Here is a 20,788-nt window from a genome sequence, read left to right on the forward strand (position 1 = left end):
CGGCCGGATCAACCAAGGTTGGGCTACCGAACGCTGGCGCCATTACACATGTCATCGTGTCGAGAACAACGCGCCGAAGGCTGTACGACGCCAGCGTCCGAGATGGCGGGGACGAAGCGCTCAGATCCATGTAGCAGATAGTCGTCTGGTCGCCGCTTACCCTTTTCGGCCGTGCATTCCGAATGGCCTACATTTCGTCCCCTGGACGACTTCTGGCAGCCGAGCGAATCCGCCGTCGGAGCAGTAATAATCCGGTGCGTCTGTGCCATTTCGGACCCGCACAGTGAAGGATCCTTCGAACTCACCCTCGACTGGATCGCCACCAGTGCGTTTACAATCGCTGCCGGTCAACGTCATACGCTGGTAATCCCCACCGAACTCACCCTCTTCGCAGAAGAACTTGAGGGGATCTTTCGCGTGCGCGGCAGGCGCGAATACCACGCAGCCGACGGCCACTGCCGCACCCGCAACAATCCCGGTCAGCAATGCACTGAATCTCGGCATGCACAGTCCCATCTATGAAGGTAGCGGATCGAGCATCGGGTAGACCGTATCTGTATATATTCGGATACGAGGCGAGCGCGGATGGATTTCTGCTGGAGGTGAGTCATGCAGCATCCGCTCGCCGCGTGGGGTGTGAACGTGATCTATCAGCTCGCCTCGTCAAGCCCTGGCCGGGGTGACCTCGCGTGCTCGGCCGATCGGCCGATCGGGGCACACTTCGCCTGGTGACCGGTGCCGTGCTGCCGCTGTCCGGCCGTGAGCAGGCGTACACACTGTTGGCAGGTCGCGGCTGCGCACACCCACGCGGCAAAGATCGCTGAGTATATCTCGCCGAGACTCCTTGCCGCACAACATTTTTACCTTAGCTGGGGACAGGTCCGCGCCATCGATAGAGCCATCGTATGTCCGCACGCTCAGGCAGCGGGGTCGTGTTGCGGATCTGCGTTCGAGGCGGCGTCTCGACCCGTGCCGCGCCTACGCCAGCCGCGGTATCCGCGGTGTATCGCGACCGCGCCGAGGATCGCGGTGACGCACCACACCGCGATCGCGGCGTAGGCCAGTGGCGCCGACAGATCGCCGATCGATGCGCCGAGTGCGGTGTAGACGAAGGCGCGCGGCGCGGAGCCGATGAAGGCGCCGACAGCCAACTGCCACACCTGGATGCCGAACGCGCCGAAGACGTACGACGCCAGCGCGTCCGAGATCCCCGGGACGAAGCGCTGCCCGACCACCGCCCAGAGGCCGCGCCGCTCGATCTGCGCATCGATGTGTCCGGCGCGGCGCGCCCCGATCAGCCTGCGTGCACTCGTGCGGCCGGCACGCTGCCCGAGCAGGCCTGCGATGACCGCCGTGCCCACGGTCGCGCCGAGCGTGACGAAGGTGCCGACGAGTGGACCGAACAGCAGACCGCTGCCCGCAGCCAGGATCGTGCCGGGGACGAAGATCGCACCGAGGGCGGCCGAGGCCACCACATAGACCAGCGGCGCGACCGGTCCGGTCGACTCGATCAGATCGCGCACGGCGTCGACGTCGATCACGCGGGCGACCGCGACGAGATAGAACAGCACACACAGGAACGTGGTGAACAGCAGAAGGCGGGCGAGATCCAGTCGCCGGCTGATGCGAGAGGCGCTGCCGTTCTCGGTCATGATGCGGGCCATCTTGCCGCACGCCGACCGACTCCTCGAACCGACGGCGACGCCGTGCCACTGTGCAAGCCGCCGACCAGCGACGTTGGGGATGTTCCAGTCGCCAATCCGCCGGGGTGTCGGCGTCGAATACGCCTACGGGTTCGTCGTTCCCGGTGGTCAGCTCAGTCCTTGTTGCGGACGCGGGCCCGAGGACCAGTTCAACTCCACGTCACCGTGGGCGGCAGGGGCGAAGACCGAAGTTCGAGCAGGACTCTTCGCCGGACGTAAGGACTCGCCGTTCACCCAGACCAAGGCGATGGTCACGGTGCAACAGAAGTGATTTCGCCGCTCGAGACGCACTACCTCCTGGCCCCGGCGCGGTGTCTCAGCCCACCCCAGCGTGGCCGGGGGTGGGCTGAGAATCTTCTCACCAAGAATGCGGATCGGCGACAGAACGTCATGACGTCCGCGAGGTGCGCTTTAGTTGGGGTCGACCCCGACCGGATCGCCTTTACGCGTCTGCGGGCTCTCGAGCTGCTCCTCGAGCTCGAGCATGCAGTCCTGGAACTCGCCGTAGCTGTTCGCGTTGGCGACGCATTCGAACGTGCCCTCCTCGAATTCGGAGAGCGCGGTAGCAGCGAGAGCGGGCGGCGCGGCCATGGCGATGGTCGCGGCGGCGGCCGTGAGACCGATAGTTAGCACAGGGCGACACCAATGAGTTGCCATCACAAATTCCTCCAGTTGTGGGTGAGCTTTCATGAGTACTGAAGAGTCTTCGTAGGCAGGAAGATCGAGGATGGCAGCGTTTCTGCTGTCCGCTCGTCGGCGGAAGCAGACATTCGCCGGCACACTGCCGTACGGAGCGCACCGCCGGCCGAGCGGCAGTGTGCCGCGTTCCGGGCCGCGTGACAAGACGCCTGATGGCCCTGCGGCGGGCCCGGACTATTCCGGAATCGGCTGGCTGAGTGCGACGTTCATCCAGCTGGGCGCATCGGGGTCGAGTTGCAGGTGTTGCGGTTTGAGTTGGCTGTCGTTCAGTACAGCGAGTGGGGGAAGTCCTTTGGGGAAATTGCTTGCGAAGATGTCCACGCGCAGTCGGTGTCCCGGCTGCAGGGTGGTATCGATGGGGTCGGAGCCGATATCGAGGGTCATGGGTTCGCCGGGCACGGTGAGTTGGCGTTTGTCGAGATCGATGTAGTACACCGGTCGGATGTAGTCGCCGTTGGCGGATTTGTCGCTTCGTGAATCATCGATCGCCCGCATCGAACTAACCAATTGTCCCGCGCTGATCTGACGGGATTGCCCGTCGGGGGCGACATCGTTGACGGTGACGACCCAGTAACCGTCGGCGGCTTCATGGGACACGTTGAGGTGGATGTTGATCGGGCCGGATACGGCGGTGGGCTCGGTGACGGGGCTGCTGGTGAAGGTGAGTCCTTCGGTTTCACGGATGCGGGAGTCCTCGGTGCAGCCGACGATGATCGAGGGAATACCGGCGAGGCTGGTAGCGGTGTCGCGGGAGCACAGGCTCGCCAGGCCGGGGGCAACGGTGAGGTCCCGCCCCGCGGTGGGGGAGTTGCGGGAAAGACCGCCGTCGTAGCGGGCGCCGGGCGCGGTGCCGCTGGGGCGGTCGGTGAGATACATGCGCTGGTAGCCGGTTCCCTTGCGCGGGAAGGTATCCGAGGTCGTCCAAGTGCCGCCGGGTTGTTTCATCGTCAGCGGCGCGAACTTGTCGACGCCGTTGTCGATACCGCGGAGCCATTTGTCGAACCAGGCCCGCTGGAGGGTATCGAGCCGGGGCATGCCGTTGCGGCCGAAGCCCGCGACACCACCACCCGCGTGATAACCGTCGCCGATCACGTATTTCTTCTTCGCCGGGGAAACGCCGAGCTGGCTCCACGTCGTGGTCTGCGACGAGCCGAAGATATCGAACCAGCCGGTCACCACGAAGGTCGCCGCGGAGACCTCGGACGCGTTCACCGTGAGTCCCCGCCGGCCACTGGAGTCTGGATCAGCGAATTCTCTTGTGCGATCGCTGAATTGGTCAGGATGCAACGCGGTGTAGAGGTTGGCGACCATGTCCAGGTAGGTGGCGGGGTCGGCGAGCCGGTCGGCGAGCCATTTCTGTTGCTGGACCGGATCGAATCGGCCCGCGATGATGGCTTCGACGTCGGGAACCATCTTGGCGAGGTTGGTCGCGAGCAGCCAGAGCGGCAGGAAGCCGACGCCGAAGCCGCCGCCGCGGAAGGTGATGTCGTCGAAGGTGTCGCCGCTGGGTACGACGCCGAACACCGCCTTGATCGCGGGCGCGTCGGAATCGACGGCACGCAGCGCGGACAGACCCATGAACGAGGTGCCCGCGGTGCCGATGTTGCCATCGCTCCACGGTTGGGCGGTGATCCAGGCGGCGATCTCGCGGGTGTCCTGACGCTCCTTCTCACCGAACACTTGCCACCGGCCCTCGGAAGTGCCGGTGCCCCGGATGTCGACGTGCACGATGGTGTACCCGGCTCGGACCAGCCGAGGGTCGACGGCCGCAGCCTCGATGAGCCCGGAGTCCGCCTGCTGGGTGAGGTCGGTGATGCCTTCGAGGGCGGTACCCGTCAGGTCCACCGACCCGATCACCCGCTCCAGAAACGGCAGCACCATCTGTTCGAGGCCTGGGAGCTGCAGCAGCATCTGGGCGACCGTCAAAGCCACCTTGCCGTACCCGTCCAGCGACAAGACCACGGGCCCTGGTGCCTCGGAACGGATTCCGTTCTTCATCGGATGGAGGACGTCGGCTTTCAACACCGTGCCGTCGCTCATGGTGAGCGGGATGGCCAGGTCGGGGCTGATGCCGTCGTACGGCTGGGGACCGTCGACGGCGGCCTGCCACTGGGCACCGAGCGGGCCCGCGTCCAATCCCAGGAACTCCGTTCCTGTCTCGGCCGATCCTGTTGGGGTGATGAACGGCATCACGAACGCGACGGTCAACGCGGCGACGGTGCCTCGAACCATTTTCCTGGCCACTTCCGGCGTACCTCTCTGTCCTACTCGGATACTGAAACTCGTGCTCACGGTGCGTAAGCGGGGATGATGGTGCAGGCGCCGGTGATCGGGTGCTGCGGGTCGAGCGCGCCGGCGATGAGGGCAACCGCGGTGGGCGACACCGACTGCCGGCTCACCGCGTCGGAGAGAAACGTCGAGGGCACCAGCAGCACGGGATCGGGATGGGCGGCCGACGGTTTATGCTCGGCGATTCGATAATCGCCCGATCCGAGGAGGCGGGGCAGCGAGGGCGATATTCGTCGCTACGGGCCGTTCGATGTATGGGTCCGAAAGAATGCCGGACTAATACGTGAGGCCGAACGTGCCGTATTTCGATCTGGATTCGTCACGCATGCGCCACTCGTCCGCCATGAGCGGTCCATACGCGACTGTTGCCGACCTCCCGGCGTTGACCACGACGACGTTCATCCGCACCAACCCTCTCGCCTACTCGCCAGTAGTGAAACCGATTGTGTCGGCAAACATGCGGAAAAGCCTCGCCCGGAAGCGACGTAGATTTACCCTTGCGTGCCAGGCATCGGCTCGAACGCCTGGTCCATGGGGTCGTTACGGTGAGCGATCATCGGCCCGCGCAACCCCGGTGCGGCCCGAAGCAGCCAACCTCGGTGTCCCGGCAAACCGATCGGCGCAGATTCGCGGATCGCCCGTGTCGGGTGCGTCCGCAGGCGATACTGACCACGGGGTCGGTTTCGTGACTCGTCCGGTCGCGAGCCGTTTGCGCCGTGCGAAGAATGTCGGACAGTGGGCGAGATATCCCACGTCGTGAGTTGTTTGGAGGTGCCCAACATGGCGGTGATGGCCAGAGCGGCGAGTTTGCGTGGATTTGCTGACCTCGTCGATGAATTGGGCGGCGACGGGCGCGGGATGCTCGCGCGATTCGGTATCGAACCTGGCGCGGTGGAAAGCGAGGACGCGCTCGTCACCGCGGAGTCCATGGGCTGGTTGTTGGAAGTCGCCGCCGCGGAATTCCGTTGTCTTGATTTCGGTTTGCGACTGGCTGCACGACAGGACGGCTCCGAATTCGGGCCGTTGTCGGTCGCGGTGCTGCATTCGGCGACAGTCGGCGAGGCGTTGGAGTGCCTGTGTCGTTATCTGCATATTCAGCACACCGGGATCGTGCTCGAGATCGTGCCGGATCCGGAGGGCGACTCCGGTGTCGTCGGCATCCACCTCGGCGACCCCGCCGAAGCGGTCGGATTCGCTCAAGGTATCGACCACGGCGCCGGAATACTGCACCTGCTGCTGTGGCGAACTCAGAACGGCGACTACGGATTACGCGGCGTGCAGTTACCCCACCCGCCGTTGGCCGAGGTCGCACGCTACCTAGAGTACTTCGGCGTCGAGCCGTCGTTCGGGCGCGCTACCACCGTGCTACGTGTTCCGCTGGACCTGTTGGACCGCCCGGTGCTGGGTAGTGACCGCACGGTTCGCGCGATCGCGGTGGACTATTTGACGCGGAATTTCCCGCAGTTGAACCGGGCGATGAGTGCCCGGGTACGCACCTCGATCGAGAGCCTCGCGTTGACCGCCACCATCGGGACTGTCGCGGAACGGCTTTCGGTCCATCAACGGACGCTGCAACGCACCCTCGCCGCGGAAGGCACCAGCTTCTCCAGAATCCTCGACGAGACCCGCCGCGACGTCGCCTACCGACTGCTCTGTGAAACAGACCTGTCCATGGCGCGCATCACCGCGCTGATCGGCATGCAGGAGCAGTCCGCGCTCACTCGCGCCGCGCGCCGCTGGTTCGGTGTCCCGCCGCAACAGGTCCGATTCGCCCACAAGGCTTTTCGCGGCGTGCCGGAAGCCGCCCCGCTCGCGCAGGGGTAAATCTCCGTCATTCGCGGGCGAGGCTTTTTCGCCCACCTACCGAAACAGTCGGATTGCCCCACGGTCCCGATCGAGATGAGTGACGGCCTCATCCGCAAAGCTGACATCACTTACCCCACCCTGCGGCCGGGACATAGTCTGCGCGTTGCGATCTTCGCCAGCCATTTTCCCAAGGGTAGCCCGCCGCTGCCGATCCTGGCCGACACCCGATTCGCACCGCAGCATCTGCTGTTCGACCCTGCCGCCCCGCCCGGGTCGATATCCCACTGAGTCAACCGATCCCGGAATAGCGCAGCACGCCCTCGATCCGTGCGCCGCCGCTCGCTCGAGAACGCTGTCGTAGAACACGCCGTAGCGGAGATGGCGGTCAGCTATCCGTGGGCATGGCTGTGCAAGTTCTGGACGCGGCAGGTCCCGGGTGGACGTCGTTCGGGTAACGATCTTTCCGGGTGGGAGCGATGTGGTCCATCCGTGCCCGTGTCGGCAACGAAGACCGTAGGGACACCTCTGGGCTGAAACCCTTCGGCTCAGCGCAATGCAGGCCGACCGGTCACGGTACCGACCGGGTCGGCTGCCAGATTCTCAGGAGGAACCCCGCAGTGGGTGTAACGAATGTTCGCGACAAGTTCATGCTTGCCGCACTCGGCCTCGGCAGCGCTGCCGCACTGCTGGTGCCGTGCGGGGGCACCGGTGCGATGCCGGTGGAGCCGGCGCATCGGGGCCGCAAAAGAAGCTCCGACGTCGAAAGAGCTCCTGGATGAAGCAAACAAAGTCCAACAGGAAGTCGAAGAGGAGGACAAGGAAAGGTCCCGTAGGACCATCGCAAGACAGTCCGTGAACGCTCGAGTGGCTTGTGGAATCGGGCCAGGCTCACCACTGGAGCCGCTGCGCCCTGCTCGGTAACGTGCACGCATGGCCATCAAGCTTGAGAACGTCGGCATCACCGTTCGCGACCTCGAAGCGGCAATCGCTTTCTTCACCGACCTGGGTCTCACGGTCGTCGGCCGAGACACAGTCAGTGGGGAGTGGACCGACACCGCGGTCGACCTCGATGGCAACCACGCCAACATCGCAATGCTCCAGACGCCGGACGGGCACGGTCGCCTCGAGCTCTTCGAGTACATCCACCCCCAGGCGATCGAGTCGAATCCCACTCGTCCCAACGAGATCGGCATGCACCGCGTCGCCTTCTCCGTCGACGACATCGACAAAGCCCTCGAGATAGCCGCCAAGCACGGCTGTCATCCACTCCGTGGCGTGGCGACGTATGAGGACATCTACAAGCTCACCTACGTCCGCGGTCCCAGCGGCATCATCGTGATGCTCGCCGAGGAACTGAAGAAGAATTGACTGCCGATCTGCCCGAGTAGACCTCCGCCACCACGGTCGTGTTCACCGCTGAATACGCTGGCAAACTCCAATGGAGGATCACCTCACCCGACCAGAAGGGCGAGGTCGCTAACTACTGACCTTCGGCGAAGGCAGCGGCCGACGCCCTGCCTACTCCGTCTCCCCGCGGCGTCGTAGGTCAGATGCGGCCCGTCTGGCCTGGGCGCGGAGGGGATTCCCGTCGCGGTGGCCTGTCGGGTGCTCGGATTCTCCAAGCAGGCGTATTACAAATGGCGGCAAAGTCCTGTCCCGCACCGTGATTGGGACGACGCGCATCTGATCGATGCCGCTCGGCGGATCCATGCCGACGATCCGGAATTCGGGTATCGGTTCATCGCCGACGAACTGCCCGAACGCGGCATCACAGCCGGCGAGAACCGGGTCCAGCGACTGTGTGCAGTCGCCGGCATCGGCAGTGTGCTCGCCCGCAGACGCGGTCTGGGACGTAAGGCCGGTCCGCCGGTTCACGGTGATCTGGTAGCGCGGGAATTCCGCGCCGATGCAGCGAACCTGTTGTGGCTGACCGACGTCACCGAGCATCGCACCGACGAAGGCAAGCTCTACCTGTGCGCGGTCAAGGACGTCTATTCCAATCGGATCGTCGGCTACTCCATCGACTCGCGCATGACCTCGGCGTTGGCGGTGTCGGCCCTGCGCAACGCGATCGCACTGCGAACTCCGCAAGGCACCGTGGTTCATTCCGATCGTGGCAGCCAGTTTCGATCCCGAAAGTTCGTATCGATGTTGGCGCGCAATGGATTAAGAGGATCAATGGGCAGGGTCGGCGCATGCGGTGACAACGCAGCGATGGAGTCGTTCTTCGCGCTGTTGCAGCGCAATGTGCTCGACCGGCGTCGCTGGGTCACGCGTGAGGATCTGCGGTTGGCGATCGTCAGTTGGATCGAACGCACCTACCATCGGCGACGTCGTCAACGCCGTCTCGGCCGCCTGACCCCGGTCGAGTATGAGACCCTCAATCCGGCCGCATTGGCGGCCTGAAATCTAGATACCCCGTCGGTCAACCGAACTCGGGGCAGTCCCCTTTGCCAAAAGCGGGAAAGGCCACGCTTATGCGGTGTACTACGATGCCAAGGGTCATGCGGTTGACGAAAGCAGCGATCTCGAGTTCACCTGGTAGAAGCACGCTCATGTCGCTTCCAGCTTGTCGTGGATACGAGCTGACCCATCCATAGCGCGGTCCGCGCCGAATTGTGTCGTGGTACGCGGTGACGCACGATCACGGTGTGCCAGTTCGGATACGAGCTGCCGAGGAGGTGCCGGGTAGGTCACCTTCTCGGCAGCGCCGATTCTGCGTCCTGACGAACGTCCGCATTCGCCGTTTACAAGGCCGTTCGGGTCGGCCGAGCTGCGGCTGGTCTTTTATGCCGATTCATCTGTACCGAGGCGCGGGCGCTGCTATCGGCGTGCGGCGTTCGCGGCCGTGATGAACTCGATCTGGGCGGGTGATGGTCCGCGGAACTCGCTCTCGATCCGGTCGGCCTCGCCGGCCTGCATCCGGTACAGGCTGTCGCGCAGGCCCGCGTCACCACCGTGAAACCCTTCCAAGAGTCCCATCCACCGCGCGGCCAATTTCTGCGCCTCGGGTGAGGCCGGGTCCATGCCCGCCGAGATCGCCGCGTCGACCTTCCCGATGAGCTCAACCCAGTCCGCTTCGGCTTGCCGAATGTGCTGTTCACCCAGCTCCTCCCGGCGCTGCGCGAGCTGCGTCACCTGTGCCTCGGTAAAGTATTCCTTGAAGGTGTCGTCGACCATGACGGTCCTCCTGATCAATTCCAGGAAGTGATCCGCGGATGCGTCCGGCCTGCTCTGCGCCGTAGCGGCCAGTGCTGCGACCAAGGCATGAAGCTCCTGAATCGCGGCCAGTTGCGCGGCCAGAAAGTCGCGATGAGCAGACAGCACCTGCGTCATCGCCACGGTGCCCGCGAGCAGGTCGGCGATCTGGTCCAGTCCCAGGCCCAGTTGACGCAGGGCCAGCACCTGGTACAGGCGTTCGACATCGCCGACGGTGTAGAGCCGGTGGCCACTGCTTGTCCGCTCCGCAGGGCATACAAGCCCGATACGGTCGTAGTGATGCAGGGTCCGCACCGTCAGCCCGGCCTCGGTTGCGAGTTCACCGACTTTCCAAACGCGCTCGTTGCCGTGCCGATCCATCCGTTTCATCCCACTTCCACCGACGCACCTTGCGCCGATGTCGTCGACGGTAAAACCTGACCTTACGTCAGGTGCAAGCCGAAACATCTCCGTCGAATCCAGCAGTCACACGGTGCCAGGCACCTTCCCGACACCGCATGCCACGCAGCGGGAACCGGCTCGGATGGCCGATTCCCGGACCGGGCTCGCGTGCCCTGCCCGGCGGGGCAAGCGCTCAGTGTGAGTTCACCGGCCCGCTGCCGTGCATGAAGCAGCCGAGGCCACCACTCGAACCAGCGGCGCGACCGGCCGCTCGACTCGATCAGGTCGCGCACGGCGTCGATGTCTATTACGCGGGAGACGGCGACGGGATAGAACATCACGCCCAGGAACGTGGCGAACAGTGCGAGGCGGGCGTAGTCCAGTTGCCGACTGACGCGGTAGGCGCTGCCGTTCTCGGTCATGATGCGGGCAATCGTGCCGCATGCCGTTGGGCCCCCGACTCATCGGCAGCTGGCAGGCTGGCCGAGTAGCCACGGCTACTTCCAGGCGAATGGTGGGCTGGCACCCTAGCGCGGGAAGGATGTGCTTGTCAGCGATTCGGCGGTCATCGTTCATCGGCGACACACCGTGGGTGTGGGCGACGTCAGCTACCCGGACAATCTGGGCGCGGCAAACTGGACGGTGGATCAGTTCCGGTGGGGGAGTTGGCGCGAACCAGCGTGGGCGGTCTGTATCTCCGTGTGGAAGAGCTTGCCGACGGCGTGCGGAAGTGCCGGTTTCCGCGGGTGATCGATACGTTTGCGCTGATAAAAGCGGGTAACCGGCGGCGATGGCCGGGTGTTGGAGAACCCTCTGACACCCGGGCCGCGGCTGCGCCACGTGTGACGCAAAGCTGTGCGCGAGAGGGGACTTGAACCCCTACGTCCGTGGACACCAGAACCTAAATCTGGCGCGTCTGCCAATTTCGCCACTCGCGCGTGATGGTACGACCGTGCAAACTCTACCGGGCTTGACCGACTTCGCGAAGCTCCGGGCGGGCGTGGCGTACTGGTCAGTAACCCTACCAGGGATTATAACGATTAGATAACTGTCAACATGAGGAGAGCTCATGTTTCGTACGGGTTAGTAACCCGGTGGACCAGCGTGTTCAAACATGAGGAAGGGTCATGTTTGACTTCATTCTGGTACGGATGTGCACGAATACTCGGCGGTATGCCCTGTAGCCGCCGAGCAAACGTGAGGATTTCCTCATGATTTTGGCTATCCTCGCCCGTATCAGGCCCCAACGCTGAGGAACACCTGCGCACCGGAGGGAGCGGCGTGTCTCGCAGGGCGCGTCGCCAGGAAAAGGAAGTCGAATCGTCTTGACGATCAACGAGAGCACCGAGACCGGTACCGGACAGAGCGCGAAGGTTGGAGCCACCCACGGGGGTGGGGACCGCTCGCCGCTGTTGGATCGGCTGCTGAGCGGGACGCCCTACGCGCTCGCCTTCGGGGGACAGGGCGCCCAGTGGCTCGATGAACTGGAAGAGATCGGACGCGACAGCGCGCTGGAGCCCGAATTGACCGCATTGGTCAACGAGGCGGAAGCGATGCTGGAACCCGTTGCGGCACAGCTGCTTGTGGTCCGTCCGGTCGGTTTCGATCCGATCGGGTGGATGCTGGAGGACGAACTGGTCGACACCGACCAGGGTGAGGTCTCCGCGGCCCCGTCCCCGCAGATTCTGCGATCCGCCGCCGTGTCGATGCCCGGTGTGCTGCTCTCTCAGGTGGCGGCCATGCGCGCGCTGCGCCTGCAGGGCCTGGATCCGACCGAGCACGCGCCGGTGGCGATCGTCGGCCACTCGCAGGGCAGGCTGGCGGCGACCGCGGTCGAGGCAGGCGGCGGGCGCGATGCCGAGCTGCTGGCGATCGCGCAATTGATCGGCGCCGCAGCCGGTTTGGTGGCGCGCCGCCGTGGGCTGATGCCGGTGGGCGAGCGCTCGCCGATGGTCGCGGTGTCCAACGTCGACCCCGAGCAGCTGCGCGCCGTGGTGGCCCAGGTGGCCGAGGGTGTCGACCCGGCCGCGGCCGCGGTGGTGTCCATTCGTAACGGACGCAGGCGCGCGGTGCTCTCCGGCACGCCCGCCCAGCTGGAGCGAGTCCGCCAGCGCTGCGCGCAGATTCACGACGAGCAGTCCCGGGAACGCGACACCAAGGTGCGCGGTGGCGCCGTCTTCGCTCCGGTCTTCGAGGACGTGTCCGTCGATGTCGCGTTCCACCACCCGGCGCTGGCCGACACGGTGGACCTGGTCACCGGATGGGCCAACCAGTGTGGCCTGGACGCCGCGCTGGCCGGTGCGCTCGCGCAGGAAATCCTGGTCGACCCGATCGACTGGGTGGAGATCGTCGACGGCATGGTGGCCGCGGGCGCGCAATGGATTCTGGATCTCGGCCCCGGCGACCTGCTGTCCAGGCTGACCGGCGGTTCGCTCAAGGGCACCGGCGTCGGCATGGTCGCGGCCGCCACCAGAGCCGGGCAGCGCAGCCTGCTCACCCCGGGCGCCGCGCCGCAGCGGTCCACGCCGTGGACGGCGTTCGCGCCCAAGCCGGTTCGGCTGCCGAACGGCCGGATCGTGGTGGAGACCGCGTTCACCAGGCTGACCGGTCGTTCGCCGATTCTGCTTGCCGGCATGACGCCGACCACCGTCGACGCGAAAATCGTTGCGGCGGCGGCGAACGCGGGCCACTGGGCCGAGCTGGCCGGTGGCGGCCAGGTGACCGAGCAGATCTTCGCCGACCGCGTCGCCGAGCTGAAGACGCTGTTGCAGCCGGGCCGCGCGGTGCAATTCAACTCGCTGTTCCTCGACCCCTACCTGTGGAAGCTGCAGCTGGGCGGCAAGCGACTGGTGCAGAAGGCGCGCACGGCGGGTGCTCCGTTCGACGGAGTTATTGTCACGGCGGGCATTCCGGAGCTCGAAGAGTCCGTCGCGCTCATCAAGGAACTGACCGAGGTCGGCATCTCGCATGTCGCGTTCAAGCCTGGCACCGTCGCGCAGATCCGCGCGGTGCTGCGGATCGCGACCGAGGTGCCGGACTACCCGGTGATCATGCACATCGAGGGCGGCAAGGCCGGCGGGCATCACTCCTGGGAAGACCTGGACGACCTGCTGCTGGAGACCTACGCCGAGCTGCGCAACCACGACAACGTGGTGGTCTGCGTCGGCGGCGGCATCGGAACCCCCGAGCGTGCAACGGAATACCTGACCGGTGAGTGGGCCACCGCGCACGGCTACCCGGTGATGCCGCTGGACGGCGTACTGGTCGGCACGGCCGCCATGGCGACGCTGGAGGCGACCACCGCGGCCGAGGTCAAGCAGCTGCTGGTGGACACCCCCGGCACCCCCGACTGGGTCGGTGCGGGTACCGCGTCCGGCGGAATGGCCTCGGGCCGTAGCCAATTGGGCGCCGACATCCACGAGATCGACAACGCCGCCTCGCGCACCGGCCGCCTGCTCGATGAGGTCGCCGGTGACGCGGAGGCCGTCGCCGCGCGGCGCGAGGAGATCATCGAGGCGCTGAACGCCACGGCCAAGCCGTATTTCGGTGACGTCGCGACGATGACCTACCTGGACTGGCTGGAGCGCTACATCGAGCTCGCGGTGGGCCTGGACCGCCGCAAGGACTTCGACTGCGGCAGCGACATCGGCGACGCGATCACCGACGCCACCCGCTCGGTGTGGCTCGACGTCACCTGGCGCGACCGCTTCGCGGAAATGATGCGCCGCACCGAATCTCGCCTGCACCCGGCCGACCGCGGCGAGATCCCGACGCTGTTCGCCTCGGACGAGGACTTCGAGAACCCGGTCGACGCGCTCTGCACGCTGAAGGCGCAGTACCCGGCCGCCGAGCAGACGCTGCTGCACCCGGCCGACGTCCCGTTCTTCGTGACCCTGTGCAAGACCCCTGGCAAGCCGGTGAACTTCGTGCCGGTCGTCGACGGCGATGTGCGCCGCTGGTGGCGCTCGGATTCGCTGTGGCAGGCCCATGATCCGCGCTACTCGGCCGACCAGGTCTGCGTCATCCCCGGCACTGTCTCCGTCGCGGGCATCACCCGCGTCGACGAGCCGGTCGGCGAACTGCTCGACCGCTTCGAACAGGACACCGCGTACTCCCTGGTGCGTGCGGGCGTCGTCCCGGTGGCGATCGACGCGCGCCGGGTGGCGGGCGTGACCACCGGCCCGATCGACACCGTGCTGGCCGCGCCGGACATCGAATGGTCCGGCCGCACCACCGTCAACCCGGTGCACCGGCTCGGCGACGTGGCCGACTGGACGGTGGACGGCAAGGGCGCCGTGCACCCGCCCAGCGGTGCCACGCTCACCGAGACCACCGGTCCGGACGCCGACAACTCCTACGTCGAGCTGACCGTTCCGCTGTTGGGCAGCAACGTGGTTCGCATCCGCATCACCGTGCCGACCACCACCTACAACGGTGGCGCTCCGGTCGTCACCGAGACCGACGCGCACGACGCCATGACCGCGATGCTCGCCGTCGCCGCCGGGCAGGCGCTGCCCGAGGTGAAGGGCAAGGTCGCCCACCTGAACATCGCGTGGTCGCCGGACCTCGTGGCCGACCATGCCGGCGTGACCGGTTCGGGTCTGCCCGCGACGCTGAGCACGCTCGGCCGCACCGTCCCCGACGTGCTGGTCGGCGCCTGCTGGCCCGCCGTGTTCGCCGTGCTGGGCGCGGCGCGGGCGGCGGATGGTGCGAGCGTCATCGAGGGCATGCTCGACCTGGTCCATCTGGACCACCAGATCGAGCTGGCGGGCGAGCTGCCCACCAGCCCGAGCGTTCTCGTGGTGCGGGCGGAGGCGGGCGAGACGCTCGACACCGACCTCGGCCGCGTCGTCGAGGTGCGGGTGCGCATCACGGGCATGCTGGACCGCCCCGAAACCGGGCTGTCCATGCCGACCGTCGCCACCCTCACCGAACGGTTCGCCATCCGCGGCCGCAACGGTGCGGGCGAGCTCACCGATCCGCCGCGCGCGGCGGGCACGGTGTCCGACGCCGCCACCGACACCCCGCGGCGGCGCCGTCGCGACGTCACGATCGTCGCGCCGCGCACCATGCACGCCTTCGCCGCCGTCTCCGGTGACCACAACCCGATCCACACCAGCGACTCCGCCGCCAAGCTGGCCGGTCTCGGCAGCCCGATCGTGCACGGCATGTGGCTCTCGGCCGCGGCGCAGCACGCGGTCTCGGCGATCGACCCGGACAGCGCGATCCCGCCGCGGACCGTGACGGCATGGACCACCCGTTTCCTCGGCATGGTTCGCCCCGGCGCGGAGATCGACGTGCGCGTCGAGCGGATCGCGATCGACGCGGGCAGCGAGATCGTCGAGGTGTCCTGCCGGGCCGCGGGCGATCTGGTGATGACCGCGACCGGGCGTACCGCGGCACCCAGAACCGTCTACGCGTTCCCCGGACAGGGCATTCAGCGCAAGGGCATGGGCCTGGACGCGCGCACCCGTTCCAAGGCCGCCAAGGCGATCTGGGACCGCGCCGACAAGCACACCCGCGACGCGCTCGGCTTCTCCATCCTCGCGGTGGTCCGGGACAACCCGACCTACCTCAAGGCGCGCGGTGTGGAACACCGGCACCCCGACGGCGTGCTGCACCTCACCCAGTTCACCCAGGTCGCGATGGCCGTTCTCGGTGTCGCCCAGGTGGCCGAGCTGCGCGAGGCCGGTGCGTTCGTCGAGGGCGCGATGCTGGCCGGTCACTCGGTCGGTGAGTACAACGCGCTCGCCGCGGTCGCCGGGGTACTGCCGTTGGAGGCGGTGCTCGAGGTCGTGTTCCAGCGCGGCTCCGCGATGCACGAGCTGGTGCCGCGGGATGCGCAGGGCCGCAGCGACTACCGGATGGCTGCCATCCGCCCCTCGCAGATCGGCCTGCCCGACGACGAGGTGATCGACTTCGTCACCGGGATCGGCGCGCGGACAGGGGAGTTCCTCGAGGTCGTCAACCTGAACCTGCGCGGCTCGCAGTACGCCATCGCGGGCACGGTCGCCGGACTGGAGGCGTTGGAGACCGAGATCGACCGGCGCCGTGCGGAATTCGGCGGTAAGCGGGCGTTCATCCTGGTGCCCGGCATCGACGTGCCGTTCCACTCCACGGTGCTGCGCAAGGGCGTGCCGGAGTTCCGGCACAAGCTCGAGCAGCTGCTGCCCGCCGACCTGCACCCGGAAATCCTGGTCGGGCGCTACATCCCGAACCTGGTGCCTCGGCCGTTCTCGCTGGAACGCGAATTCATCACCGAGATCGCGGATCTGGTGCCGTCCGAGCCGCTTGCCGCGGTGCTCGCCGACTTCGACAACTGGTCGGCGCGCCCGGTCGAGCTGTGCCGCGTCGTGCTCGTCGAACTGCTTGCCTGGCAGTTCGCCAGCCCGGTGCGCTGGATCGAGACCCAGGACCTGCTGTTCACCGACACCGCGCACGGCGGCCTCGGGGTGGAGCGGTTCGTCGAAATCGGTTTGGGCGCAACGCCTACGGTGGCGAACCTGGCCAGCCAGACCCTGAAGTTGCCCGCGTTCAGCGGCGCGACGGTCGAGGTGCTCAACATCGAGCGCGAGGCAGGCATCGTCTACTCGACCGACACCGATCCCGCCCCGGTGGACGAGCCCATCGAGGAAGCCGCCGAAACCGTCGCGGCCGCCACGGCTGCCGCACCGGTCGCGGCCGCCGCGCCGGTGGCCGCCTCGGGTGGACCGCGCCCGGACGACATCGCGTTCACCGCGGCCGACGCCACCCGTGTGCTCATCGCGCTGTGGACCAAGCTGCGGCTGGACCAGATCGGCCCGGTCGACACCATCGAGGGCCTGTGCGACGGCGTCTCCTCGCGCCGCAATCAGCTGCTCGTCGATCTCGGTACGGAGCTCTCGCTCGGCGCCATCGACGGTGCCGCCGACGCGGACATGGGTGCCCTCTCGGTCACCGTCGAGCGGCTCGCCCGGACCTATAAGCCCTTCGGCTCGGTGCTGTCCGACTCGATCGGTGACCACCTGCGCAAGGTGTTCGGTCCGTCCGGCAAGCGTCCGGCGGCGATCGCCGAGCGCGTGAAGAAGGTCTGGGAGCTCGGCGACGGCTGGGCCAGCCACGTCACCGCCGAGGTCTCCCTCGGCACCAGGGAAGGCGCCAGCGTCCGCGGTGGTGACCTCGGCGGGCTGGTCAACGGCGCGCTGGGCGACGGCGCCTCGGTCGACGCGGCCATCGACGCCGCCGTGCAGGCGGTCGCCGCTCGCCGCGGGGTCGCGGTCTCGCTGCCCGCCACCGGTGGTGGCGGCGGCGCGACGGTCGACGCGGCCGCCCTCGGTGAGTTCACCGAGCAGATCACCGGCCGCGACGGCGTGCTCGCCACCGCTGCCAGGGTGGTGCTCGAGCAGCTCGGCCTGACCGAGCAGGTGTCCACGCCGGAGGCGACCGACACCTCGCTGGTCGACCTGGTCTCGGCCGAATTGGGTTCGGACTGGCCGCGTTTGGTCGCTCCCGCGTTCGACGCCCGCAAGGCCGTGCTGCTCGATGATCGCTGGGCCACGGCCCGTGAGGATCTGGCCAAGCTGTGGCTCGGCGACGACGCCGAGTCCGCGCAGCTGCCGGTCGACGGGTTCCTCGGCGCGGGTGAAGCCGTTGCCGCGCAGGCGAACTGGTGGCGTGAGCGGGCCAAGCACGAGGCCCGGTCGGTGCTCGCCGGCGTGTACGAGCGCATCGCGACGGCGGCGCGCACCGCCGACGATCGCGGGGTCTGGTCCGCGGACATCGCGGTGATCACCGGCGCCAGCAAGGGTTCCATCGCGGCGGCGGTCACCGGGCGGCTGCTCGGCGGCGGCGCGACCGTGGTGGTCACCACGTCGAGCCTCAACGACGAGCGCCTGAGCTTCTACCGCAAGCTGTACCGGGACAACGCCCGCCACGGTGCCGCCCTCTGGGTCGTGCCCGCGAACATGGCCTCCTATCAGGACATCGACGCGCTGATCGAGTGGGTCGGTACCGAGCAGGTCGACAACGCCGGTGGCGCGAAGATCAAGACCAAGGACGCGATGACGCCGACCATGCTGCTGCCGTTCGCGGCGCCGCGGGTGGCCGGTGACCTCGCCGACGCGGGTGCCCGCGCGGAGCTGGAGATGCGCGTGCTGCTCTGGTCGGTGGAGCGGCTGATCGGTGGCCTGTCCACCCTCGGAGCCGACCACGACGTGGATGCGAAACTGCATGTGGTGCTGCCGGGTTCGCCCAACCGCGGCCTCTTCGGCGGCGACGGTGCCTATGGCGAGTCCAAGGCCGCGCTCGACGCGGTGGTGGCCAAGTGGCGTGCCGAGAAGTCGTGGTCGGCCAGGGTCACCCTGGTGCACGCGCTGATCGGCTGGGTCCGCGGCACCGGCCTGATGGGCCACAACGACCCGATGGTCGAGGCCGTGGAGCAGGCGGGCGTGCAGACCTGGTCCACCGCCGAGATGGCCGACGAGCTGCTCAAATGGTGCACCTCGCGTGCCCGCCAGGTCACCCTGGCCGGACCGCAGCAGATCGACCTGACCGGCGGGCTCGCGAAGGCCAAGCTCGATCTGCCCGCACTGGCCAAGCAGGCCGCGGAGCAGGCGGCCGAGGAAACTGTGGAAGCCGATGCGGCAGCCACGATTTCCGCGCTGCCCGCACCGCCGACCATGTCGTCGGCGCTGCCGGTGCCCGAATGGGGCACGGTCACCACCGATCTCGCCGACATGGTGGTGATCGTCGGAGCGGGCGAACTCGGCCCGTACGGCTCCGCGCGGACCCGGTTCGAGATGGAGGTCGAGGATCAGCTCTCGGCCGCAGGCGTGCTCGAGCTTGCCTGGACCACCGGCCTGGTCACCTGGGAGAACGATCCCAAGCCCGGCTGGTACGACGCCGAAACCGGTGACTACGTCGCCGAATCCGAGATCGCCGACAAGTACCACGACGTGGTCGTCGCCCGCTGCGGCGTGCGCCGCTACGGCGACGACGGCGCCATGATCGACAACAGCGCGCCGCTGATGACCTCGGTGTTCCTGGATCAGGACCTGACGTTCACCGTCGGCGGCGAGGCCGAGGCCCGCGCCTTCCACGAGGCCGACCCCGAGCACACGGTGATCGCACCGGTGCCGGACGCGGCGGACTGGACGGTGACGCGCAAGGCGGGCACCGAGATTCGGGTGCCGCGCCGGGCCAAGCTGTCGCGCACCGTCGGCGGCCAGATCCCCACCGGCTGGGATCCGACCATCTGGGGCATCTCCGCGGAGATGGCGAACTCGGTCGACCGCGTCGCGCTCTGGAACGTCGTCTGCACGGTGGACGCGTTCGTCAGTTCGGGCTTCAGTCCGGCCGAGCTGATGAGCTGGGTGCACCCGAGTTTGGTCGCCAACACCCAGGGCACCGGCATGGGCGGCATGTCCTCGATGCGCTCGCTCTACGTCGACAACCTGCTCGGCGAGTCGCGGCCCAACGACATCCTGCAGGAGGCGCTGCCGAACGTGGCCCTCGCGCACGTGGTGCAGTCCTACGTGGGCAGCTACGGCGCCATGGTGCACCCGGTGGCGGCGTGCGCCACCGCCGCGGTGTCGGTGGAGGAGGGCGTCGACAAGATCCGCCTCGGCAAGGCCGAGCTGGTCGTGGCGGGTGGCTTCGACGATCTGGGCATCGAGGGCATCGTCGGCTTCGGTGACATGTCGGCCACCGCCGACTCGGCGGCCATGCGCGCCAAGGGCATCAGCGATCGGTACTTCTCCCGCGCCAACGACCGCCGTCGCGGCGGGTTCGTGGAGTCACAGGGCGGCGGCACCGTGCTGCTGGCCCGCGGCGACGTGGCGGTGGAGATGGGCCTGCCGGTGCTCGGTGTGGTCGCCTTCGCGCAGTCCTTCGCCGACGGCGTGCACACCTCCATCCCCGCGCCCGGCCTCGGCGCGCTCGGTGCGGGGCGTGGCGGGCGCGAGTCCCGATTCGCCGCCGAGCTGCGCAAGCTCGGTGTCGGGCCGGACGACATCGCGGTGGTGTCCAAGCACGACACCTCCACCGCGGCCAACGATCCGAACGAGTCCGAGCTGCACACCCGGCTGGCCACCGCCGTCGGACGCTCCGAGGGCGCACCGCTGTTCGTCATCTCGCAGAAGAGCCTGACCGGGCACGCCAAGGGCGGCGCCGCCGCGTTCCAGCTGATCGGCCTGTGCCAGGTGCTGGAAACCGGTGTGGTGCCACCGAACCGGAGCCTGGACTGTGTCGACGAGAAGATGCAGGCGTACCCGCACCTGGTGTGGGCGCGCGAGCCGCTGCGCTTCGGCGAGCGGTTCCCGCTCAAGGCCGGCCTGCTGACCTCGCTCGGCTTCGGGCACGTCAACGGGCTGCTCGCGGTGGTGCATCCGGAGGCGTTCATCCAGGCGATCGACCCGCAGCGGCGCGAGGCCTACCAGCGGCAGGCGCAGCAGCGTCAGCTCGCCGGGCGGCAGCGGTTCACCGAGGCCATGTGCGGCGGCGCTCCGCTGTACGAGCGTCCGGCGGACCGTCGCCTGGGCGGCGACGGCACGCCTGCCAAGCAGTCGCGGCAGCTGGAGGCGGATGTATTGCTGTCCACCGAGGCTCGCCTCAACGCGGACGGCGCCTACCGGGCCGACGGGTTCGGGTGCGGCACCGGCCACACTGCGGTCGGTTCGGGCACGGACCGCCAGAGCAGGTCGTAGGCTCCCGGC

General features: G+C 67.5%; 12 protein-coding genes, 1 tRNA gene and 1 pseudogene. 7 read left to right on the forward strand and 7 right to left on the reverse strand.

The annotated features are described in order from the left end of the window. Positions 1–609 precede the first annotated feature (609 nt). Entirely contained in the window at positions 610–732 is a 123-nt protein-coding gene (locus ACIHA7_RS13990; protein ID WP_397289235.1) for a hypothetical protein, read from the forward strand. 185 nt (positions 733–917) lie between these two features. Here ACIHA7_RS13990 and ACIHA7_RS13995 read toward each other — a convergent pair whose 3' ends face one another. Next, positions 918–1,652, reverse strand: coding sequence for a TVP38/TMEM64 family protein (locus ACIHA7_RS13995; protein ID WP_397289237.1), 735 nt, complete (start codon positions 1,650–1,652; stop codon positions 918–920). Positions 1,653–1,743: 91 nt separating this feature from the next. On the opposite strand from ACIHA7_RS13995, the gene ACIHA7_RS14000 reads away from it, so the two are divergent. Next, positions 1,744–1,974 carry a hypothetical protein gene (locus ACIHA7_RS14000; protein ID WP_397289239.1) on the forward strand — a complete coding sequence of 77 codons (231 nt, stop codon included), beginning with the start codon at positions 1,744–1,746 and terminating at the stop codon, positions 1,972–1,974. Between the two features lie 140 nt (positions 1,975–2,114). Here the strand turns inward: ACIHA7_RS14000 and ACIHA7_RS14005 are convergent, their stop codons facing one another. From ACIHA7_RS14005 to ACIHA7_RS14015, 3 genes are all read right to left on the reverse strand, one after another. After that, complete coding sequence (locus tag ACIHA7_RS14005; protein ID WP_397289241.1) at positions 2,115–2,336, reverse strand: hypothetical protein; 222 nt, start codon at positions 2,334–2,336, stop codon at positions 2,115–2,117. 240 nt (positions 2,337–2,576) lie between these two features. Then, positions 2,577–4,634 (reverse strand): CocE/NonD family hydrolase, encoded by a 2,058-nt coding sequence (locus ACIHA7_RS14010; RefSeq protein WP_397289243.1) that lies wholly within the window; start codon positions 4,632–4,634, stop codon positions 2,577–2,579. Positions 4,635–4,690: 56 nt separating this feature from the next. Beyond that, positions 4,691–4,828: a hypothetical protein gene (locus ACIHA7_RS14015; RefSeq protein WP_397289245.1), complete on the reverse strand. Its 138-nt coding sequence runs from the start codon at positions 4,826–4,828 to the stop codon at positions 4,691–4,693. A gap of 598 nt (positions 4,829–5,426) precedes the next feature. Here ACIHA7_RS14015 and ACIHA7_RS14020 point away from each other — a divergent pair. The 4 genes and pseudogenes from ACIHA7_RS14020 to ACIHA7_RS14035 form a co-directional block, all read left to right on the forward strand. Next, positions 5,427–6,515, forward strand: a complete 1,089-nt coding sequence (locus tag ACIHA7_RS14020) for an AraC family transcriptional regulator (protein WP_397289247.1) — start codon at positions 5,427–5,429, stop codon at positions 6,513–6,515. 75 nt (positions 6,516–6,590) lie between these two features. After that, complete coding sequence (locus ACIHA7_RS14025; protein ID WP_397289249.1) at positions 6,591–6,785, forward strand: hypothetical protein; 195 nt, start codon at positions 6,591–6,593, stop codon at positions 6,783–6,785. Positions 6,786–7,427: 642 nt separating this feature from the next. Next, on the forward strand, positions 7,428–7,865 hold the full coding sequence (locus ACIHA7_RS14030) for a VOC family protein (RefSeq protein WP_397289251.1): 438 nt from the start codon (positions 7,428–7,430) through the stop codon (positions 7,863–7,865). 198 nt (positions 7,866–8,063) lie between these two features. Continuing rightward, positions 8,064–8,903, forward strand: a pseudogene (locus ACIHA7_RS14035) (IS3 family transposase); the annotation flags it as partial. Between the two features lie 417 nt (positions 8,904–9,320). Here ACIHA7_RS14035 and ACIHA7_RS14040 read toward each other — a convergent pair. The 3 genes from ACIHA7_RS14040 to ACIHA7_RS14050 form a co-directional block, all read right to left on the reverse strand. Beyond that, a complete protein-coding gene (locus tag ACIHA7_RS14040; protein WP_397289253.1) occupies positions 9,321–10,085 on the reverse strand; it encodes a MerR family transcriptional regulator in 765 nt (254 codons plus the stop codon). 53 nt (positions 10,086–10,138) lie between these two features. Then, the gene (locus tag ACIHA7_RS14045) at positions 10,139–10,519 is read right to left on the reverse strand and encodes a hypothetical protein (RefSeq protein ID WP_397289255.1); all 381 of its coding nucleotides are present in this window, start codon (positions 10,517–10,519) and stop codon (positions 10,139–10,141) included. 434 nt (positions 10,520–10,953) lie between these two features. Then, positions 10,954–11,035, reverse strand: a tRNA-Leu gene (locus tag ACIHA7_RS14050). A gap of 387 nt (positions 11,036–11,422) precedes the next feature. Here ACIHA7_RS14050 and ACIHA7_RS14055 point away from each other — a divergent pair. Beyond that, positions 11,423–20,779 (forward strand): fatty acid synthase subunit beta domain-containing protein, encoded by a 9,357-nt coding sequence (locus ACIHA7_RS14055; protein ID WP_397289257.1) that lies wholly within the window; start codon positions 11,423–11,425, stop codon positions 20,777–20,779. The last annotated feature ends 9 nt before the right edge of the window (positions 20,780–20,788 follow it).

It is taken from the genome of Nocardia sp. NPDC052316, assembly GCF_044547795.1.
GTDB lineage: Bacteria > Actinomycetota > Actinomycetes > Mycobacteriales > Mycobacteriaceae > Nocardia.

What these genes read in the sequence shown, in the direction of transcription:
- ACIHA7_RS14000 (WP_397289239.1), top strand. Translation starts at nt 1,744, where the DNA reads ATGTTCCAGTCGCCAATCCGCCGGGGTGTCGGCGTCGAATACGCCTAC.
- ACIHA7_RS13995 (WP_397289237.1), bottom strand. Translation starts at nt 1,652, where the DNA reads ATGACCGAGAACGGCAGCGCCTCTCGCATCAGCCGGCGACTGGATCTC.
- ACIHA7_RS13990 (WP_397289235.1), top strand. Translation starts at nt 610, where the DNA reads ATGCAGCATCCGCTCGCCGCGTGGGGTGTGAACGTGATCTATCAGCTC.
- ACIHA7_RS14045 (WP_397289255.1), bottom strand. Translation starts at nt 10,519, where the DNA reads ATGACCGAGAACGGCAGCGCCTACCGCGTCAGTCGGCAACTGGACTAC.
- ACIHA7_RS14010 (WP_397289243.1), bottom strand. Translation starts at nt 4,634, where the DNA reads ATGGTTCGAGGCACCGTCGCCGCGTTGACCGTCGCGTTCGTGATGCCG.
- ACIHA7_RS14030 (WP_397289251.1), top strand. Translation starts at nt 7,428, where the DNA reads ATGGCCATCAAGCTTGAGAACGTCGGCATCACCGTTCGCGACCTCGAA.
- ACIHA7_RS14040 (WP_397289253.1), bottom strand. Translation starts at nt 10,085, where the DNA reads ATGAAACGGATGGATCGGCACGGCAACGAGCGCGTTTGGAAAGTCGGT.
- ACIHA7_RS14025 (WP_397289249.1), top strand. Translation starts at nt 6,591, where the DNA reads ATGAGTGACGGCCTCATCCGCAAAGCTGACATCACTTACCCCACCCTG.